Source organism: Methanolobus profundi, assembly GCF_900114835.1.
Classification (GTDB): Archaea; Halobacteriota; Methanosarcinia; order Methanosarcinales; family Methanosarcinaceae; genus Methanolobus; species Methanolobus profundi.
Window position 1 is genome coordinate 16676 of sequence record NZ_FOUJ01000001.1, and the last position, 18701, is coordinate 35376.

22 protein-coding genes are annotated in these 18701 nt (G+C 43.9%); 15 read left to right on the top strand and 7 right to left on the bottom strand.

Translation table 11 applies throughout. The features are described from left to right. Window positions 1-10 precede the first annotated feature (10 nt). The 6 genes from hemB to ahbD are packed head-to-tail and all read right to left on the bottom strand — an operon-like array spanning window position 11 to window position 5014. Window positions 11-985 carry a porphobilinogen synthase gene (gene hemB / locus BM008_RS00100; RefSeq protein WP_091931498.1) on the bottom strand — a complete coding sequence of 325 codons (975 nt, stop codon included), beginning with the start codon at window positions 983-985 and terminating at the stop codon, window positions 11-13. Then, window positions 964-2256, bottom strand: a complete 1293-nt coding sequence (hemA, locus tag BM008_RS00105) for a glutamyl-tRNA reductase (protein ID WP_091931500.1) — start codon at window positions 2254-2256, stop codon at window positions 964-966. The genes hemB and hemA overlap by 22 nt, the downstream gene beginning before the upstream one ends. 51 nt (window positions 2257-2307) lie before the next feature. Further along, window positions 2308-2982 carry a precorrin-2 dehydrogenase/sirohydrochlorin ferrochelatase family protein gene (locus tag BM008_RS00110; protein ID WP_091931502.1) on the bottom strand — a complete coding sequence of 225 codons (675 nt, stop codon included), beginning with the start codon at window positions 2980-2982 and terminating at the stop codon, window positions 2308-2310. 60 nt (window positions 2983-3042) lie between these two features. After that, the gene (gene ahbB, locus BM008_RS00115) at window positions 3043-3501 is read right to left on the bottom strand and encodes a siroheme decarboxylase subunit beta (RefSeq protein WP_091931504.1); all 459 of its coding nucleotides are present in this window, start codon (window positions 3499-3501) and stop codon (window positions 3043-3045) included. Between the two features lie 4 nt (window positions 3502-3505). Further along, window positions 3506-3961, bottom strand: a complete 456-nt coding sequence (ahbA, locus tag BM008_RS00120; protein WP_091931506.1) for a siroheme decarboxylase subunit alpha — start codon at window positions 3959-3961, stop codon at window positions 3506-3508. A 6-nt stretch (window positions 3962-3967) separates the two neighbouring features. Beyond that, window positions 3968-5014, bottom strand: coding sequence for a heme b synthase (ahbD, locus tag BM008_RS00125; RefSeq protein ID WP_091931508.1), 1047 nt, complete (start codon window positions 5012-5014; stop codon window positions 3968-3970). Between the two features lie 225 nt (window positions 5015-5239). Between ahbD and BM008_RS15280 the strand changes: the two genes are divergently transcribed. The 13 genes from BM008_RS15280 to BM008_RS00185 all read left to right on the top strand — a co-directional run bounded on the left by BM008_RS15280 (window position 5240) and on the right by BM008_RS00185 (window position 16294). After that, window positions 5240-5341, top strand: coding sequence for a hypothetical protein (locus tag BM008_RS15280; protein ID WP_394328907.1), 102 nt, complete (start codon window positions 5240-5242; stop codon window positions 5339-5341). Window positions 5342-5367: 26 nt separating this feature from the next. Further along, the gene (locus BM008_RS00130; RefSeq protein WP_091931510.1) at window positions 5368-5748 is read left to right on the top strand and encodes a cytochrome c maturation protein CcmE domain-containing protein; all 381 of its coding nucleotides are present in this window, start codon (window positions 5368-5370) and stop codon (window positions 5746-5748) included. A gap of 11 nt (window positions 5749-5759) precedes the next feature. Beyond that, complete coding sequence (locus tag BM008_RS00135) at window positions 5760-6632, top strand: polyprenyl synthetase family protein (protein WP_342707549.1); 873 nt, start codon at window positions 5760-5762, stop codon at window positions 6630-6632. 25 nt (window positions 6633-6657) lie between these two features. Continuing rightward, window positions 6658-7848: a radical SAM/SPASM domain-containing protein gene (locus tag BM008_RS00140; RefSeq protein ID WP_091931512.1), complete on the top strand. Its 1191-nt coding sequence runs from the start codon at window positions 6658-6660 to the stop codon at window positions 7846-7848. 218 nt (window positions 7849-8066) lie between these two features. Then, window positions 8067-8393, top strand: coding sequence for an ATP synthase archaeal subunit H (ahaH, locus tag BM008_RS00145; RefSeq protein ID WP_091931514.1), 327 nt, complete (start codon window positions 8067-8069; stop codon window positions 8391-8393). Next, complete coding sequence (locus BM008_RS00150) at window positions 8386-10338, top strand: V-type ATP synthase subunit I (RefSeq protein ID WP_091931517.1); 1953 nt, start codon at window positions 8386-8388, stop codon at window positions 10336-10338. The genes ahaH and BM008_RS00150 overlap by 8 nt, the downstream gene beginning before the upstream one ends. 4 nt (window positions 10339-10342) lie before the next feature. After that, window positions 10343-10576: a V-type ATP synthase subunit K gene (locus tag BM008_RS00155; RefSeq protein WP_177187911.1), complete on the top strand. Its 234-nt coding sequence runs from the start codon at window positions 10343-10345 to the stop codon at window positions 10574-10576. A 43-nt stretch (window positions 10577-10619) separates the two neighbouring features. After that, window positions 10620-11171 carry a V-type ATP synthase subunit E gene (locus BM008_RS00160; RefSeq protein ID WP_091931520.1) on the top strand — a complete coding sequence of 184 codons (552 nt, stop codon included), beginning with the start codon at window positions 10620-10622 and terminating at the stop codon, window positions 11169-11171. Between the two features lie 7 nt (window positions 11172-11178). Next, window positions 11179-12252 (top strand): V-type ATP synthase subunit C, encoded by a 1074-nt coding sequence (locus BM008_RS00165; RefSeq protein WP_091931523.1) that lies wholly within the window; start codon window positions 11179-11181, stop codon window positions 12250-12252. Continuing rightward, on the top strand, window positions 12252-12551 hold the full coding sequence (locus BM008_RS00170; RefSeq protein WP_091931525.1) for a V-type ATP synthase subunit F: 300 nt from the start codon (window positions 12252-12254) through the stop codon (window positions 12549-12551). Before BM008_RS00165 ends, BM008_RS00170 begins: the two co-directional genes overlap by 1 nt. After that, on the top strand, window positions 12542-14278 hold the full coding sequence (locus tag BM008_RS00175; RefSeq protein WP_091931528.1) for an ATP synthase subunit A: 1737 nt from the start codon (window positions 12542-12544) through the stop codon (window positions 14276-14278). Before BM008_RS00170 ends, BM008_RS00175 begins: the two co-directional genes overlap by 10 nt. Window position 14279: 1 nt before the next feature. Then, complete coding sequence (locus tag BM008_RS00180; RefSeq protein WP_091931530.1) at window positions 14280-15659, top strand: ATP synthase subunit B; 1380 nt, start codon at window positions 14280-14282, stop codon at window positions 15657-15659. 17 nt (window positions 15660-15676) lie between these two features. Next, the gene (locus BM008_RS00185) at window positions 15677-16294 is read left to right on the top strand and encodes a V-type ATP synthase subunit D (protein WP_091931533.1); all 618 of its coding nucleotides are present in this window, start codon (window positions 15677-15679) and stop codon (window positions 16292-16294) included. Between the two features lie 212 nt (window positions 16295-16506). Here BM008_RS00185 and bcp read toward each other — a convergent pair whose 3' ends face one another. After that, the gene (gene bcp, locus BM008_RS00190; protein WP_091931536.1) at window positions 16507-16989 is read right to left on the bottom strand and encodes a thioredoxin-dependent thiol peroxidase; all 483 of its coding nucleotides are present in this window, start codon (window positions 16987-16989) and stop codon (window positions 16507-16509) included. A gap of 264 nt (window positions 16990-17253) precedes the next feature. On the opposite strand from bcp, the gene BM008_RS00195 reads away from it, so the two are divergent. Continuing rightward, window positions 17254-17886: an ABC transporter ATP-binding protein gene (locus tag BM008_RS00195; protein ID WP_177187912.1), complete on the top strand. Its 633-nt coding sequence runs from the start codon at window positions 17254-17256 to the stop codon at window positions 17884-17886. After that, window positions 17886-18677, top strand: a complete 792-nt coding sequence (locus BM008_RS00200) for an ABC transporter permease (RefSeq protein ID WP_091931542.1) — start codon at window positions 17886-17888, stop codon at window positions 18675-18677. Before BM008_RS00195 ends, BM008_RS00200 begins: the two co-directional genes overlap by 1 nt. Window positions 18678-18701 lie beyond the last annotated feature (24 nt).

Consider the following 18701-nt stretch of genomic DNA (forward strand, 5'->3'; position numbering starts at 1 on the left):
AACACCTTGATCATTTTAACATCTGTGCCATATCCTTGGCAAAATAGGTAATTATCATATCGGCACCTGCACGTTTAATCGACATAAGTGATTCGTACATTGCCTGTTTCTCATCAAGCCAGCCATTCTGGGCTGCTGCTTTGAGCATTGAGTACTCTCCGCTGACATTGTATGCTGCTGTTGGTATCTGGAATTCGGTCTTGAGGCGGTATAGTATATCTAAATACGGAAGTGCTGGTTTGACCATGATTATGTCGGCACCTTCTTCAATATCAAGGGCAGCTTCCATAATCGCCTCGTCGGAGTTCGCAGGGTCCATCTGGTGGGTGGACCTGTCTCCGAAACAGCATCCTGATCCTGCTGCATCTCTGAAAGGACCATAGAATGATGAAGAGTATTTCGCAGCGTAGGACATAATGGGGATGTTGTGATAATTATTCTCATCAAGTGCACTGCGGATCGCACCTATCATCCCATCCATCATTCCTGATGGTGCCACCATATCAGCACCGGCCTTCACGTGACTCACTGCAGTCTTTCCGAGTAATGGGAGTGTGGGGTCGTTCATTATCTCTTGATTATCGTGGTCGACCATTCCACAATGTCCGTGACTGGTGTATTCGCACAGGCACACATCAGTTATCACAAGCATATCCTTTCCGAGCTCATTTTTTATCTCGCGGGTTGCACGCTGTACAACATCGTCATCGCCCCATGCAGAGCTTCCATGCTCGTCCTTTTTCTCCGGGATGCCGAAAAGTAATATTGCAGGTATGCCAAGGTCGGCAGCTTCCTTTGCCTCATCTGCGATCACCTCTACCGGCAGATTATAGATGCCAGGCATTGATGCGACTTCCTGTGGAGCATCAATTGTCTCATTGGCAAACACAGGATATATCAGGTCATTAACAGACAATGAAGTCTCACGTACCAGGTCTTTTATCTTGCCACTTCTCAGCCTTCTCATTCTGTGCTCGGGGAACATTTTACCAGCTCATCCTTTTCTTTTATAATGGATCTGTTTACGCTAAACACTCTGCCAACTGATTCAAGCAGCTCATCGTCACCGATCTCTGCTGCATACCTCAGTACTTTGGTAGGCTCTGCCAGCATTTTATTGATTATTGAGTGTGTGAGATCCTCTATGATCTGTTGCTCGGTCTCACCAATTGTATGATATGCACTAAGTTTTGTGAGGGCTTTCTCTTTCTCATTCACACGAAGTTTGTATGACTGCGCATACAATTCGGATACAAGTGCATCAGCCTTCTGCCTTTTGTATTGTTTAATAAGGAGATCGAACTCTTCATCGATAATGGCCTGGGCTTTCTTCGCCTCTTCCATTCTCAGCTCAAGGTTCTTCTCGTTTATTACCCTCAGGTTGTCTATATTATATAGTGTCACATGAGGTATGTCCGATATTGATGGATCGATATCCCTTGGGTTGGCAATATCTATCAGAAGCAGTTCCTTATCCCGTAAGCTCATTGCTTTTTCTATCTGCTCATGCTTCAGGACGTAGTGTGGAGCTCCGGTAGCACTGATGACAACATCTGCTCTTCTGAGGTTCTCCTCGATCTGGTCGAAATGAACTGCATGTCCTCCCATCTCATCTGCAAGTTCCTGTGCAGCAGCATATGTCCTGTTAGCAATGTACATCAGCTCGATCTCTCTGTGGGAAAGTGCACGTGTAACCAGTGTTCCCATCTCGCCAGTACCTATGACAAGTACCATCTTGTCCTTGAGGTCTCCAACGGTCTCTTCAGCAAGGTCTACGGATGCTGATGCAATAGAAAGTGCACCGCGGTTGATCTCTGTCTCGGTCCTGACACGTTTACCTACCTGGATGGCTTTGCTGAATGCTGTGTCCAGTGTCCTTCCGGAGGTTCCGAGTTTCTTTGCAACAAGATAGAGGTCCTTTATCTGTCCCAGGATCTGGTCTTCTCCTATTATCATGGATTCCAGACCTGATGCCAGCCTTAGCAGGTGCATGATGGATTCCTCGTGTTCGAAGAAGTCCACTATATTAGAAGAGAGTCCCATTTTCTTTGCGAACTGGAACAGGACAGTACTACCTTTTGGAGAGACGATATATATCTCCACGCGGTTGCATGTCTTCATAACAACACATTCACAGACCAACTCGTTGGAATGCAGGTCCTTAAGCATCTTTTCGATATCCCCGTCCCATGCTTCCTCGATCTCCTCTACAGTTGCTTTGGAATGGGTGATCACCATACTGGTTATCTCAGTCATGGGCACCTCTTATTAATATGATATCTTTAGTGGGAGTGTCTATGTACATGTTCATCTGACTTTCTCGCTTATTTTCTTCCTTACTATATCCTGTGCTATCTTAAACCCTTTTTCATAGGATTCTTCAAGGCCGTCCCATACTTCTTTGCTTTCCAGGATATCCCATAATATGTCCTTTCTGTCTCTCTGGTTAGGGACCTCTTTCTTCAGGTATGGTCTCATCTCGCCCTGTATCCTGATCATGTCTGCGAATTCAGGGGTGATGATCTTCTCTACCTGCTGCCTTGTGAACCTTGAAAATGCAGGGCTTGATCCGGTGGTGGATATACTGATGGTAAGGTCACCACGTTTTATCACTGCAGGAACTGTTACGTCTCCAATGGCATCAACTTCATTTGTGAGGATATTAAATGCCTTTGAAAGCTCCACTATCCTTTCATTGATCGTCCTGTCATTGGTGGCAGGTATTACAAGGAAAGCATCCTCTATGATCTTATTGACATCATCATCAGTAAGCTTTCCTGCATCTGCTTCTATGAGTGTGATGTGGTTCTTACGTTCCAGTTCAAAAAAAGTATCAGAAAAACTCCGGCTAACAACAGTTACACTTGAATATTCTGAGAACAGGTTAGCTTTCCTTTCTCCTACGGACCCACTTCCAAATATGACGACCTTTTTATCGCTCATATCTATCAGCAGTGGCAGGAAGTGGTTCTTGTCTTTCATATCTCCATCTCCGGGAATATCTGCCTTCTGCTTTTTCTGGAAATTAGTTAAAGATTGCGATTACAATCTAACTCCAGTTTTCTTGAATTCCCTGTCACTGAAAAGAAGTTTATAATCTTTGATGCATGTGGCTTCGGATATTCTTGCTGCAACTTCCTCACAATCTTCTTTTGTATAGGAATGTACCATTGTGAAAAGGTTGTAATCCCATCCTGCTGCCCTTGGTCTTTCATAGCAGTGTGTGACCTCTGAGAAATCTGCCATTATATTGCCGACTTCCTCTGTCCTTTCATCAGGAACGTTCCAGACGCACATCGCATTAGCTACGATCCCAACATCTCTGTGTCCTATGGAAGCACCGAATCTGCGGATCTCCTCTCTTTCTTTCATCTTCTTGAGGCGATCGATCACTTCCTGCTCGCTTATTCCAAGTTCGCCGGCAATTTCTGCAAATGGTGATCTTTTAAGTGGAATACCGTTCTGTGTCAGTCTTATTATCTTCTCATCGATGTCATCCATATTATCACCTGATATCGAACCTGACTCCTATCTTGAACAGTTTTTTTGTTGGCAGGTCTATGAACTCAAGTCCTGTCCTTTCTCTGAGTTCCTCTAATATAGTATCTATTCTGTCCCTGTTGGGTGCTGATATGGTGAACCAGACATTGAATCTCTCGGGACGATGGTAGTTATGGGATACTTCGTGGTATTCATTGATGTAACCTGCAACCTCGTCTACTTTTTCATCAGGAACTGTGACAGCCACCAGGGTGCTTGTGCCTCCAACTCCTTTACGGTTGATCACCGGTCCGATCTTCCTGACCGCACCTTCGGCGTGGAGTCTGTCAAGTCTTTTTATCACTTCATCTTCACTGATGCCCAATTCCTCTCCGAGCTTCTGATAAGGCTCTGTCTCCAAAGGAAAATCCAGCTGGATAGTATTGAGTATCTTCTTATCGGTATCATCAAGAGATATCATTTAAGATCACTGTTTTTTAGGTACGTATATGCAGTATGGCTCTTCCTCAAGGTAATCGCCTGTGGCGGCATATGCACGGGCACGGCAGCCACCGCATACTGTATTATATTCACATCTTCCACACTTGCCCTTAAGTTTTGAAACATCACGGAGGTCATTGAATACCTTTGAGTTCTCCCAGATGTCCTTAAAACTCTGTTCTTTTATGTTCCCTGCCAGTGCAGGAAGGTAACCGCAAGGGAATACATCGCCAGTACTGGATACAAAACAAAATCCAGTTCCTCCAAGACAACCCTTTGTCATTGCTTCATATCCGTGTGTCTTGACGCTGATCTCGATGCCTTCTTTCTCTGCTCTCTGGCGCATTATCCTGAAATAGTGTGGGGCACAGGTGGCCTTGAGCTGGATCCCTGCATCTTTTTGCTTATCGTAGAACCAGTTGAGTATTCTCTCGTATTCCACAGGTGGGATCTCGTCGTTCTCAAGTTCCTTTCCTCTTCCGGTGGGTACCAGGAGGAATATGTGAAGTGCATCAGCACCGAGTCCTTTTGCCATGTCAAGTATTGCTGGTATCTCGTCGATGGTGCGTTTTGTAATGGTGGGGTTTATCTGGAACCCTATGCCTGCTTCCTTAAGGTTCTCTATTCCTGTCAGAGCACCTTCAAATGCACCTGGCATACAGCGGAAATCATCATGTGTCTGCGGGCTTGAGCCGTCAAGGCTGATACTGACCCTTTGTATGCCGACACTTTTGATCTTGTCTGCCATTTCCGGTGTGACCAGTGTCCCGTTGGTAGCCATGGCAACACGAAGTCCTTTTTCTGTGGCATATTTTGCGATATCGAATATGTCATCCCTGACAAGCGGTTCACCTCCGCTTAGTATGAGGATGGGGTCTCCGATCTCCTTTATCTCATCGATGAAGTGGAGCGCTTCTTCAGTTGTAAGTTCGCCTTCGGGCTTTTTCTCGGTGGATGAGCCTCTGCAATGTTTGCATGAAAGGTTACATCCTGCTGTCGTTTCCCAGGCGATGAGTCTTGGAGGTTTTACCATAATTGATCATAAAAGTTTTTGTTCGTAGGTCTGCCCATATTACCTATATATAGGATGGAACTATACTACTGCACACCCATATTAATACTTGATTATCAGGGCAACTGCCTCAGTGTATATATTAGTTCACCCGTGTCTGTTATTTGCTACAAGGGTATATCTTAATGCTCATGAGGTGCAAAGGTTAACCTGATATAGAGGTGATTCTTTATAGGCGCACTAGAAATTGCATTCTCTATCACATGGATCGTACTGTCAGTATATATTGCATATTTGTTACGTTCTCGTATGGGGTTATTGCATCGATATCGCAGAATGGCAAAATGACAATGAGGCCATAATGAGGTGTTCTTATGGATAAAAAACAAAAAACGGTTCTTGCAGTTATTTTCATTGCTATTGTCGGCTTTGCGGGTCTATGGAATGTGGATCTTTCGCAGGGTTATCTTATGATATCTGATATCTCGTCGAATTCAGGCGATCATGTAGGTCATGATGTCAATACAATGGGCATGATCAAGAACGGAACACTGTCTATATCCACAGATGGTACTTCCTTTACACTTCAAGATATTGAAGATCCCTCTTATGAGTTGAATGTGGAATATACTGGTTCTCTTCCTGCAAATCTTGTGGAGGGCCAGAGTGTCAGTATCAGTGGTAAAATGGTTTCAGAGGGAATGGTTGAAGCAAACCAGATAGTTATGAGCTGTCCTTCGAAGTATTCTGAGTGATCAGGCGGTATATGATGTTACAAATAGATGATCTGGATGAGTATCAGCTTATCAAGGCTGCAAAGGATGAGATGGTCCGCTCTATGGATGACCGTTCCCAGATGAAGAGGATGTTACTTCATATATGCAGCTCCGGTGGGAAGAATATCAGGCCGGTCATGCTGGTGCTTTGTACTGATATGTGTGGTGGTGATCCAAAGAGCAGTGTCAATGCAGCACTTGCGATAGAGTTCATTCATTCTGCTTCACTTATCCATGATGACGTCCTTGACGGTGGTCTTATGCGCAGGGGTGTGGAATCTGCTCATGAGAAATATGGTATACCTGCAGCGATCCTTTGTGGGGATTTCCTGATATCCAAAGCTATCTCTCTGATATCCGGGTATGGTAACAGTGCTGTCAACGAGTTTGGAAGGGCTGGTATGTATATGGCCGAAGGTGAGACCATTGACATATCCAGTGCAAGTGAGGAATTCAGGGAAAAGAACTATTTTGAGTGTATCACTAAAAAGACCGGTTCTCTTTTTGCAGCAAGTGCTGCTATAGGTGCATATGTTGCATGTGCTGACGAGGATACTGCACTTAAATTAAGGTCATTTGGTGAGAATGTGGGCAATGCCTACCAGATCGTTGATGATCTACTTGAGTATCTTGATAAGCTCGAGGACAAGAGCTCTACCTATGAATCTGTTACATTGCCTCTTCTTTACAGGAGGGTAATGGACCATGATGCTGCTGTGGAGAAGACTGTGCAGCAGGTACGTCTTTGCGTGCAGAACGCAAAGGATATCCTTGCATCTTTCCCATCTTCGGATGCAAGAGAAAAACTGGAGCTGGTTACCGACCTCATTACGGTCGATATGCTCCCTGAAGATGTCCTTTAATGTTATTTAATTATCAGGTGACTTCATGAGGGTTTATGATAAATCAGTAATTAAAGTAAATGCTAGCACTGAGAATGGAAAAGTGGTCCTTGATACAGAGGGTCCGTTATCTCCTGTTGCAAAGCCTATTATTAAACGTATCAATAAGATCTTCCAGGAAGAGAAACCGATCTCTGTGGATGAGGATAATATTATCTTCTCCACATGGGCACCACCAATGCCAGGCGGGGTATTCAACAGGATGATCAGTGCACAGGTTGCATCTATCTTAAAGAAGAGGGTGCCTGATCAGTTCTCTATTGGTATTACGACCCATTGTCCATATGATTGCATCCACTGTGGTGCAGCTGGCACTGTGGCTGATCCTATTCTTACTGCCGATGAGATCAACAGCTCTATACAGCAGGCTATCGATCTTGGTTCGTATTATATAGCTTTTGATGGTGGAGAGACCCTTCTCAGGAAAGACCTTGAGCAAATGGTGGCACAGGTCGATAAGACCCGTGCAGTAGCTACTTGCTTTACATCAGGTTTCAGCTTGACCGAGCAAAGGGCTAAGGACCTAAAGGCAGCAGGTCTTTTTGCTGCTCATATGAGCCTTGACAGCCCTGATGAGGCTGAACATGATCGGGTCAGGGGAAAGGAAGGCGCTTTCAAAAACACTGTGGATGGTATAAAGCACATGGTGAATGCGGGTGTCCTTGCTGATCTGTTTGTGGTCGTATCTCCTGATAATATCGATGATCTCGATGGTTTCTACAACTTTGCTACAGATATGGGTATGCAGGAGATGTCCATATATGAGATCATAGCTGTTGGACGCTGGCTGGACCACGAGGATGAGGTTATGACCACTAAGGATGTTGCTCGTCTTGGCAAGTTCCAGAGTTCAATGAACAAGAAAGAGGATGGTCCAAGGGTTACTTCTTTCCCTAATTTCATGGGTCCTGATGAGTTCGGATGCTTTGCAGGCAGAAGATGGATGCATGCAACAGCTGGTGGGGATGTTCTCCCTTGTGCATATACGCCTTTGTCATTTGGTAATGTTCGTGAGGAAAAGCTTGCTGCCATATGGGAACGGATGGGTAAGCATGAGGCATACAATTGCTCTGCAGATTACTGTATGATGCGCAACCCTGAATTCAGAAGCAAATATATCCACACTATCCCGGAAGGAACACAGCTTCCGGTAAGACTTGATAAATCTATGCATTGATTATTAATGTTTATTAATCGTTATGTTTAGTTAACAAACAGTATCAGCAAACCACATCTTGAATATTGAATGGCAGAGGAATTCTGTCACTTTAATGATAAATCATTATCATTAGAAGCTAGCAGGTATCCTAAAAACCGAATACTTTATATGTGAGCTAGCAATAGGAGATGATGATTTATTCGGGATAATAAGCAATTCATCACATGAGGATTAGCATGGCCAAAGAAAAAATCTTGTCGGAAATCAAAGAGGCAGAAGACAATGCACGCAAAATGGTTGACGACGGTAAGAAAAACAAGAATGACCGTATCGCCAGTGCACGTGCCGAGGCCAGAGAGATCATAAAACAGGCCGAGGTAGATGCACAGAAATCTGCACAAAGTGCAATGGGATCTGCAGAAGAGTCTATCGCTTCAGATAAAGCAAAGATCGTCGAGAATGGGGAAAGTGAGGCAAAAGTTATTGCAAGCTCCGCTTCTTCCAAGGTCGATGAAGCTGTTAATTTAATAGTAAACGAGTTCGAGAGGGCAATACATGCTTGATCTAAAGCAGATGAATCGTGCCGTGATCGTTGGCCATAAAAGCATTTTTGAAGAGACGGTCGATGCTCTGCACAAAGCAAGTCTGTTCCAGATCGAAGATTTCAATGAAGATGATTCCGGTCTCCGCATAGGAAGACCTTTTGAGAATGTAGATGACGTTTCCAAGAAGCTGATCAAAATAAGGTCTATCGCCAGTTTACTCGGTGTAAAGGATACCGAGACTAAAAAGCAGGATAAGAAATCCCTTCTTGCTTCACTGGACGGGACCCTTGAGAAGCTGGATGCTGAACTTGATATCAAAGCTGGGCAGAAAAGCAAGCTTGAAGCAGAACTCAAAGAACTCGACTCTCTTAAGAAAGAACTACTTCCATTCAATAATATTCCTATTGATCTGGACCTTTATCGTGGTTATGAGCACCTTGCTGTTTTTGCAGGTATTGTAAAGGAAGATGTGGAATCTGCAGTTTCCAGGATCACTTCTTCATACGATATTGCATACGATGCAAAGGAAGGTACTTTAGTACTGTTCGTAGCTTCTGAGAAATCTGATGAGGTCGCAGATCTTCTTGCTGGATTCGGTTTCAGGGAACTCAGAGTTCCTGCCGAGAGTGGAGTACCATCACAACTGCTTTCCGGTCTTGTCTCCAAAGAGGCAGGATTGTTAAAACAGATCGGGTCTATCGATGCAGAAATGGAGTCACTTAAAGACAAATATTCTGACTTCATTCTGGCAAGCAATGAGCTCCTCTCTGTCGAAGCACAGAAAGCAGAGGCACCTCTCAGGGTAGCTACTTCCGAAAGCACATTCATTATAGATGGATGGGTTCCTGAAGCAGACTATGCTGAACTTGAGCGTGTCGTGAAAGCAGCAACTAACGGACGTGCATTTGTTTCCAAACAGGAGATGACAAAGGACGATGAAAAGATCGTACCTATCGAGTATAACAACTCCAAGGTAACTTCTCCATTCCAGGAAATAATGGACCTTTACGCACGACCAATGTATAAGGAACTTGATCCTACAGCATTGATATTCATTTCTTTCCCGCTCTTTTACGGAATGATACTTGGTGACATTGGATATGCATTGATATTGCTTGCAATGGCAGTCGGTATCAAGAAGGCTATCTCATCAGATGCGATAAAGCCTCTCATGAACATTCTCATATACTGTCAAATATCTACTTTGATATTTGGTGTGCTATATGGTGAGTTCCTGGGATTCTCTCTCGCAAGTCTTCATACAGAGCACGAAACAGTAGCAGGATTGATTCCTGGATTCGAAACGATCAATCTCTTTGCATCTCCTGTCGGGGATGAAATGATAACTTTCCCTGTTCACAGGACCCATCTTGTGATGACCATGATCATTGCGACCGCGCTTGTCGGTTTCATTCATATAAACATTGGTTATCTCCTTGGTTTCATCAATGAGAACAGGAAACACGGAATGTCAGCAGCTATTTTTGAAAAGGGCAGCTGGTTCGTTATTGAGCTTGGACTGATCATTGCAATACTTGGATATGCAGCAGTGCTTCCATCCGTTGCTACGATCGCAGGTGTCGTTGTCTTCTTAATAGGATTCGTAATGCTTCTCAAGGGAGAAGGTATCAAAGGACCTATCGAGTTGCCTTCACTTCTCAGTAACTCACTGTCTTACACTCGTATCATAGCTGTTGGATTGTCATCCATCTATATCGCGTCAACTGTCAACCTTATCGCTTTCGAGATGATATGGGAGCCAGGAACACCAATGGGTGGAGCAACAATAGGTGCAATTATAGTGTTCTTACTTGGACACGGATTAAATACTGTCCTGAGTATTATCGCCCCCGGTTTACACTCACTCAGGTTACAGTACGTAGAGTTCTTCGGAAAGTTCTACGAAGGAGGGGGACGCAAATACGATCCATTCGGATTTATTAGAAAATACACGGAGGAATAAGAAAATGGTAACAGAAGCAGTAACAACAATGGACGCATCTGGATTGAAAGCAATTGGAGCAGGACTCGCAGTAGGTCTTACAGGTATCGCATCCGCTCTTGCAGAAAAAGACATCGGTAGTGCAGCAATTGGTGCAATGGCTGAGAACGAGAGTCTCTTCGGTAAGGGTCTTATCCTGACTGTAATCCCAGAAACAATTGTTATCTTCGGACTCGTAGTCGCACTCTTGATCAAATAATTTAAGAGCGTATTCGCTCTTAAATTTTCCAAAGGTGTTGAGCATGGGACTTGAAACTGTTGTTAAAGATATCATGGACGCTGCCCAGTCCGAAGTATCCAAATTGGATTCTGAGGCTGATGCAGAGGTTTCCCTGATTCTGGATGAGGCAAAACAGAATGCTAAAAGAATTATGGGTGAGCGTCTTGCAAAAGCAGAGGACGATATTAAAAAGATCAAGCAGCAAGAAATATCCAGTGCAAATCTTGAAGTGAAGCGCACACTGCTCAATGCACGCAAGGAAATACTCGAAAAAGTATATGTCCAGGCTGTAGAGACCATATCCACGTTTTCTCCAGAGAAAAACGAAGAACTTCTCAAGGAACTCATTAGCAATAATGAGGCAAGCGGCACAAAGATCTATTCAAATGCCGATTCTGAAGAACTTGTCAAGAAGTTATCTTCTCTTGAATACGCTGGCAACATAAATTGTCTTGGCGGCGTTGTCATCGAGAACGAAGATGGTACTATCAGGTTGGATTATACCTACGATGTCATCCTTAAAAGCGTGAATGAGCGGTTGTTGAAACAGACATCTGATATCTTATTCGGGTGATTTCTAAATGCAGCTGTTGCAGAAATTTAAGCGTGGTAACAAAAAATCCCAACCAAAAGGACATGCAAACTACGCATATACTACAGCACGTGTACGTGCAATGAAAAGTAAGATTCTGCCAAAAGAGACCTATCCTAGGCTCATGAACATGAGCATTGATGAAATTACCAGATTCATTGAGGAATCTGAGTATAAACAGGATGTCGATGAACTAGCAAGGCAGTACGAAGGTGTAGATCTTATCGAGCATGCACTGAACAAGAATCTCGCTGTAACCTTTACGAAGTTACTTAGTATCTCTGAAGGTGATGTGAATTTCCTTGTCGGTGAACAACTCAAGAAATACGATATCTGGAGCATAAAGACCATTCTTCGTGGTAAATACTGTAATGCATCCACAGAGGAGATCCTTGACGCTATTGTTGCGGCAGGAAGGCTAAGTTATACTTTCCTTTCAGACCTCGCATCAAAGGCAACATATGAGGAAGTTATCTCTGAACTTGCAAATACAGAGTATTATCCAATATTGAAGAACTATGATGGTACAAATCTCTCAGATATTGAGAATCAGCTTGATAAAATGTACTATGCCGGGTTATTTGGCGCAATCGAAGAATCAAAATCCAAGGATCGCAAGTTATTTGCAGAATTCACTAGGATGGGAATCGATCTTAAGAACCTTATAACACTCTTCCGTTTGAAGAGATCCGGTATCACTGATCCTGAAATGATGGATCTGATGATCGATGGCGGACTCAAGTTGAAGCGTAAGGACATTGAGAAAATGATAACTCTTTCCCTTGCAGACTTCGTATCAGAACTTGAAAAATCCCCCTACTGGGATGTCATCGCAGATGTCGCAGATCCGGAAATGGTATCTCTGATCGGTGTCGAGAGTCAATTGAAAAAACACAGGCTTAAATCTGCAGCAAGCTTTTCGCACGTTTATCCGATCTCAATTGTACCAATTATGGACTACATGCTAAGCAAGAAGAATGAGGTTAATAACCTGCGGATAATTATACGTGGCAAAGCTGCCAACCTCGATGATGAGACTATCAAGGAACAGTTGGTGATCTGATGGAATTAGCAGTGGTCGGAAGTGGCGAGTTTGTAACAGGTTTCAGACTGGCCGGTGTCAAGAAGATATTTGAAGTTAATAATGGCGAACTTGAACCTACTGTAGAGATGATACTTGAGGATCGAGAAGTCGGCATTCTGGTAATGCACGGTGATGATCTGATCAAACTACCGGAGATGTTGAGAAACACTATCAATGACTCTGTTGAGCCAACAGTTGTGACTCTCGGGGGTAGTGGTGAAAGTTCGAACTTAAGGGAAAAAATAAAACAATCGGTAGGTGTAGATCTGTGGAAATGAAAGGTGAAATTTATCGTGTGGCCGGACCTGTCGTTACTATCATGGGTATCAAGCCAAAGATGTACGATGTGGTACATGTTGGTCACGAAGGCCTGATGGGCGAAGTCATCAGAATCGAAGGTGACAAAGCTACTGTTCAGGTATATGAGGATACATCTGGTATCAAACCAGGTGAACCTGTAGTGAACACTGGAATGTCTCTCTCAGTAGAGCTCGGTCCAGGTTTATTAGAAAGTATTTATGATGGTATTCAGAGACCTCTGAAAGTACTCCAGGAAAAGATGGGAGACTTTATTGACAGAGGTGTAACCGCAAACGGTCTTGACCGTGAAAGAGTATGGGAATTCAAGCCAACTGTATCAAGTGGCGATTCCGTAACTGGCGGTCAGACAATTGGTGTTGTACAGGAAACAGAGAACGTTGAGCACAAGATCATGATGCCTCCAACAGTTTCCGGTACAGTTGAAGAAATTAAGTCAGGAAAGTTCAAGGTTGACGAAACCGTATGTGTCCTTACAGACGGCACTGAAGTTTCCATGATGCAGAAGTGGCCTGTAAGAATGCCACGTCCAGTAGAGAAGAAGTTCATCCCAAGAAAACCTCTTATTACAGGTCAGAGGATCCTCGATGGTCTCTTCCCGGTTGCAAAGGGCGGTACAGCAGCTATCCCTGGTCCATTCGGTTCAGGAAAGACTGTTACACAGCAGCAGCTTGCAAAGTGGAGTGACACTGATATTGTGGTCTACATTGGATGTGGAGAGCGTGGAAACGAGATGGCTGATGTACTGAACGAGTTCCCTGAACTCCAGGACCCAAAGACCGGTCGTCCACTTATGGAACGTACAGTTCTTATCGCAAACACATCAAACATGCCAGTAGCTGCTCGTGAAGCATCTGTTTACACAGGTATCACAATTGCAGAATACTACCGTGACATGGGATACGATGTATCACTCATGGCTGATTCTTCATCCAGATGGGCAGAAGCAATGAGGGAAATTTCCTCAAGGCTTGAAGAAATGCCTGGTGAAGAAGGTTATCCAGCATATCTTTCTGCGAGGCTCTCTGAATTCTACGAGCGTGCAGGTGCAGTAAAGTCACTTGCAGCAGAAGAAGGTTCAATTACAGTTATTGGTGCAGTATCACCACCTGGTGGTGACTTCTCAGAGCCTGTTACACAGAATACACTCCGTATTGTAAAGGTATTCTGGGCACTGGATGCAAAGCTTGCACAGAGAAGGCACTTCCCATCCATTGACTGGCTTACAAGTTACAGTCTGTACACCCAGGGTCTTTCTGACTGGTTTGCAGAGAACGTTGCACCTGACTGGGTACCACTCAGAGACCATGCAATGGATCTTCTCCAGCAGGAATCCGAACTTCAGGAGATCGTACAGCTTGTCGGTTCCGATGCACTTCCGGAAGACCAGCAGCTTGTTCTTGAGATCTGCCGTATGCTCAGGGAATATTTCCTTCAGCAGAATGCGTTCCACCCTGTTGACACATACTGTCCATTCGATAAGCAGTACAAATTATTGAAAGCAATCTCCAAGTACAGTGACATGGCACAGGCATCACTGGAAGCAGGAATCCCAATGAAGGATATCCTTTCCATTGAGTCCAAGGACGAACTTGCCAAGGTCAAATTCGAAGAGAACTTCGATGATGCACTGAATGTTGTCATGGAAAAGATGGACAAGGAATTTGCAGCACTTGGAGGCAACTAAGATGACCAAGGAATATAAGACGATCACAGAGATCTCAGGACCATTGATGTTCCTCGAGAAGACCGAACCGGTAGGCTATGGTGAACTTGTTCACATCAACCTTCCAGACGGCACAACAAAGAGGGGTCAGGTCCTTGATACCTCAGCAGATGTTGTAGCAGTTCAGGTATTCGAAGGTACAGGTGGACTGAACGAGGAATCCGGTGTAGTATTCTCCGGCGAGACCATCAAGCTCCCTGTGTCAAAGGACATGCTCGGTCGTATCCTTTCAGGTTCAGGAGAACCACTGGATGGCGGACCACGTATCGTTCCTGAAGACAGGGTAGATGTAAACGGTGCATCAATGAACCCATATTCAAGGATGCCACCAGAGGACTTTATCCAGACAGGTATCTCAACAATTGATGGTACAAACACACTTGTCCGTGGACAGAAGCTTCCTATTTTCTCAGGATCAGGTCTTCCACACAACGAGATCGCACTTCAGATCGCACGTCAGGCAAAGGTTCCAGGTTCAGAAGAGCCTTTCGCAGTAGTATTCGCTGCAATGGGTATTACAAACGAAGAAGCCCAGTACTTCATGGAGGACTTCGAGAAGACCGGTGCTCTTGAAAGAGCTGTGGTTTTCCTTAACCTTGCAGACGACCCTGCTGTAGAACGTATCATCACACCAAGGATGGCTCTTACGGCTGCAGAGTACCTTGCATACGAACACGATATGCACGTACTTGTTATCCTTACTGATATCACAAACTACTGTGAAGCACTCCGTCAGATGGGTGCAGCTCGTGAAGAAGTACCAGGTAGACGTGGTTACCCAGGTTACATGTACACTGACCTTGCATCACTCTATGAGCGTGCAGGTGTTATCAAGGGAAGGAAAGGATCAGTCACACAATTCTCTATCCTTACCATGCCTGGTGACGATATCACCCACCCGATCCCTGATCTGTCAGGATATATCACAGAAGGTCAGATCGTAGTTTCCAGGGAACTTCACATGAAGGGTATCTACCCACCTATCAATGTGCTTCCATCCCTGTCACGTCTGATGAACTCAGGTATCGGTGACGGCAAGACAAGAGATGACCACAAGGCTGTATCTGACCAGATGTATGCTGGTTATGCAGAAGGTCGTGACCTCAGAGGTCTTGTAGCAATTGTAGGTAAAGAGGCATTGTCCGACAGAGATCAGAAGATCCTTGAGTTCGCTGACCTGTTCGAGGACAGATTCGTGCGTCAGGGAAGAGATGAGGACAGATCGATCGAAGATACTCTTCAGGTTGGCTGGGACATTCTTTCTGAACTTCCGGAAGCCTTGCTTACAAGGATCGATAACAAGTATATCGACAAGTACCACCCTGCTCACAAGAGCAACTAACTGAAAGGTGATCCAACATGGGCGTGAAAGATGTAAAACCAACTCGTTCAGAACTTATTGAGATCAAGAGAAAGATCAAACTCTCACAGAGTGGTCACAAGCTGCTCAAGATGAAGAGGGATGGTCTTATCCTTGAGTTCTTTGAGATCCTTAGTAAAGCAAAGGATGTAAGAACAGAGCTGGATGCCGCCTATGAAGGTGCCTCCCGTAAGATCGGTATTGCAAATGCTGTTGACGGTTCCATAACCGTAAAGTCCACAGCTTTTGCTCTTCAAAGCAAGCCTGAGATCGAGCTGGAAAGCCGTAACATCATGGGTGTCGTCGTTCCTAAGATCGAGTCATCCAGTGTTAAGAAGTCCATAAACGAACGTGGTTATGGTATTCTTGGTACCAGTTCATATACCGATGAGGCAGCAGACGCCTATGAAGATCTTGTAGAAAAGGTTATCCTTGCAGCAGAGATCGAGACAACCATGAAGAAACTTCTTGATGATATCGAGAAGACTAAAAGGCGTGTCAATGCTCTCGAATTCAAGGTAATACCTGAATATGAGGAAGCAATGAGCTTCATCAGGCTCCGTCTTGAAGAGATGGAAAGGGAAAACACCTTCAGACTAAAGAGGATCAAAGGATAATCCTTTGATATTCTTTTTTTATGGATGAAAGTTCAGAAGATCGGCCTAATATGGTCGATAGATTTTTTCTAAAATTGATGCAACCCGAGAACCTTGGAAGGATTCTCAGGTGGGCGTGGATAATATCTCTTTTGATGTTAGCACTTGGCTATATATTGATATTCAATAAATTGTCCGAATATATTAACTTCTGATCTGCAAAACATAGTTCATTAGTTAGACTTGATCTCTCTGAGAGCTTCAAGCACTTTTTCTGCATGTTCCTTTGTCCTTACATTGTCCCATATTCTGGCTATGTTTCCGTCGGGGTCTATAAGGAAGGTCGATCTCACTGTTCCAAGGTATTCTTTGCCATAATTCTTCTTTGTTCTCCAGACATCATATTTCTGGTGAACAGTGGTCTCTTCATCTGAGAGGAGAGTTATACCCAGTTCCTTTTTCTCGATGAATCTGATATGTGACTTGACACTGTCCTTGCTAACTCCAAGTATCGCTGCACCCTCTGATTCAAAATCCATTTTAAGTGCAGTGAAATCCTGTGCTTCTTTTGTACATCCTGAGGTATTGTCCCTTGGATAGAAATAAAGAACAAGCCAGTTACCTGTAAAGTCTTTAAGACATATCTCATTCTCATTCTGGTCAGGAAGGCAGAATTCCGGTGCTTTCTGGCCTTCTGTAAGTGAATTTTTGCTCATGGTATATCCTATATCTGTTTTCACTTAAAGATTTTAAGCGTATGGGTATCATAAGAAAAAAGGAAGGTGTTGGGCTGGTTCTAATTGATCGGGGGCAGAGTTGTAAGTTCTTTTAAGACCAACCCATGGTCTACCAGGCAACGACTGCATATATATTTGAGCATCAGTATATATATAGTGCCCAATAATCTATATTGGTAACTTATATTTGGGCGCAGCTTATGCAATCTAACAGAAAGGCCAGCATATATGGAGCAAATGAAAATGGGAATACTGGATATCCGTGATCTTTCGATCAGCTATGATGGGAAGTCTGTACTTTCAGAGTTCGATCTCTCTGTTTCAAAAGGAGAGAAGATCCTCATCAAAGGAAGATCCGGTATTGGAAAATCAACCATCTTCAGGTTGATAATGGGATTTGGCATTCAGGCATCAGGTGAAATCTTACTGGCTGGTATTCCGATAGATGCTGATAATATATGGGATGTCAGGAAAAAGGTTGCTTACGTATCCCAGGATACGGATATTACTGAGGGAAAGGTATCCGAACTGATCGATGAAGTTCTTTCGTTCAAAGCTAACAGGCTCAATATCAGCAAGGAAAACGTTGAAGCAATAATGTCTGACCTGTCACTTTCTCACAGGATATTGAATAAAGAGTATACCAGACTCTCAGGTGGGGAGAAACAGAGAATAGCCCTTGTTCTGGCATTACTTTCTGGTAAAGATGTCTTCCTGCTCGATGAGGTGACCGCTGAGCTTGATGTCACATTAAAACAGAAGGTAGTATCAATGTTCTTTGATAATCCTCAATGGACAGTCCTTTCAATATCTCATGACAGGGAATGGGAAGAAAAAGCTACGAATATCATTGACCTTTCAGGTAAGGTGAACTGATGGAAAGTTATGACATCAGTCTTGAAGGTATGTTCTTCTCGTTCTTCCTTCTGTTGATCCCTATCCTTATTAGTTATTATATGGGTCTGAAATTGATATCACCTACGATCGAAAGTGCTTTGCGTATGGTCCTTCAACTTCTCTTTGTAGGCTTCTTCCTTACTTTTGTGTTCGACCTGAACAATGCATTGCTGAATATTGCCTGGGTACTTGTGATGATCTTTGTGGCATCACATACAGTACTGAAGAGCGCAGAGCTGAGGGCGGGCAGGCTGCTTCCCATGCTTACGTTCTTTATGGTAGTTACGAATTTGACTATGCTGCTCTATTTCAACAGGTTCATAATAGACCTGAACAACCTTTTCGATGCAAGGTACTTCATTCCTATCGGGGGAATGGTACTTGGTAATTCCCTGAGGGCCAATATCATAGGCATGGAGAATTTCTGCAATGATATCAGGAGAAATGAGAATCGCTATCTTTTCCGTTTATCAATGGGTGCCGAAAAAACAGAGGCACTTGCTCCGTACCTGCGTAAAAGCGTAGGCGTAGCATTGAAACCTACTCTCGCTAACATGGCTACAATAGGCATTGTATTTCTTCCCGGGATGATGACAGGACAGATACTTGCCGGTGCAAGTCCGTTGGTTGCCATAGAGTATCAGATAGCGATAATGATAACTATCTTCGTAACGACAATTGTAAATGTACTGCTTGGTCTACTTGTCCTGATGCACAGGGGTTTTGATGAGTATGGTATGTTCAGGAAAGAAATGATGCGAAATTCCTGATAATCCTGGTTCACACGCTCAGAT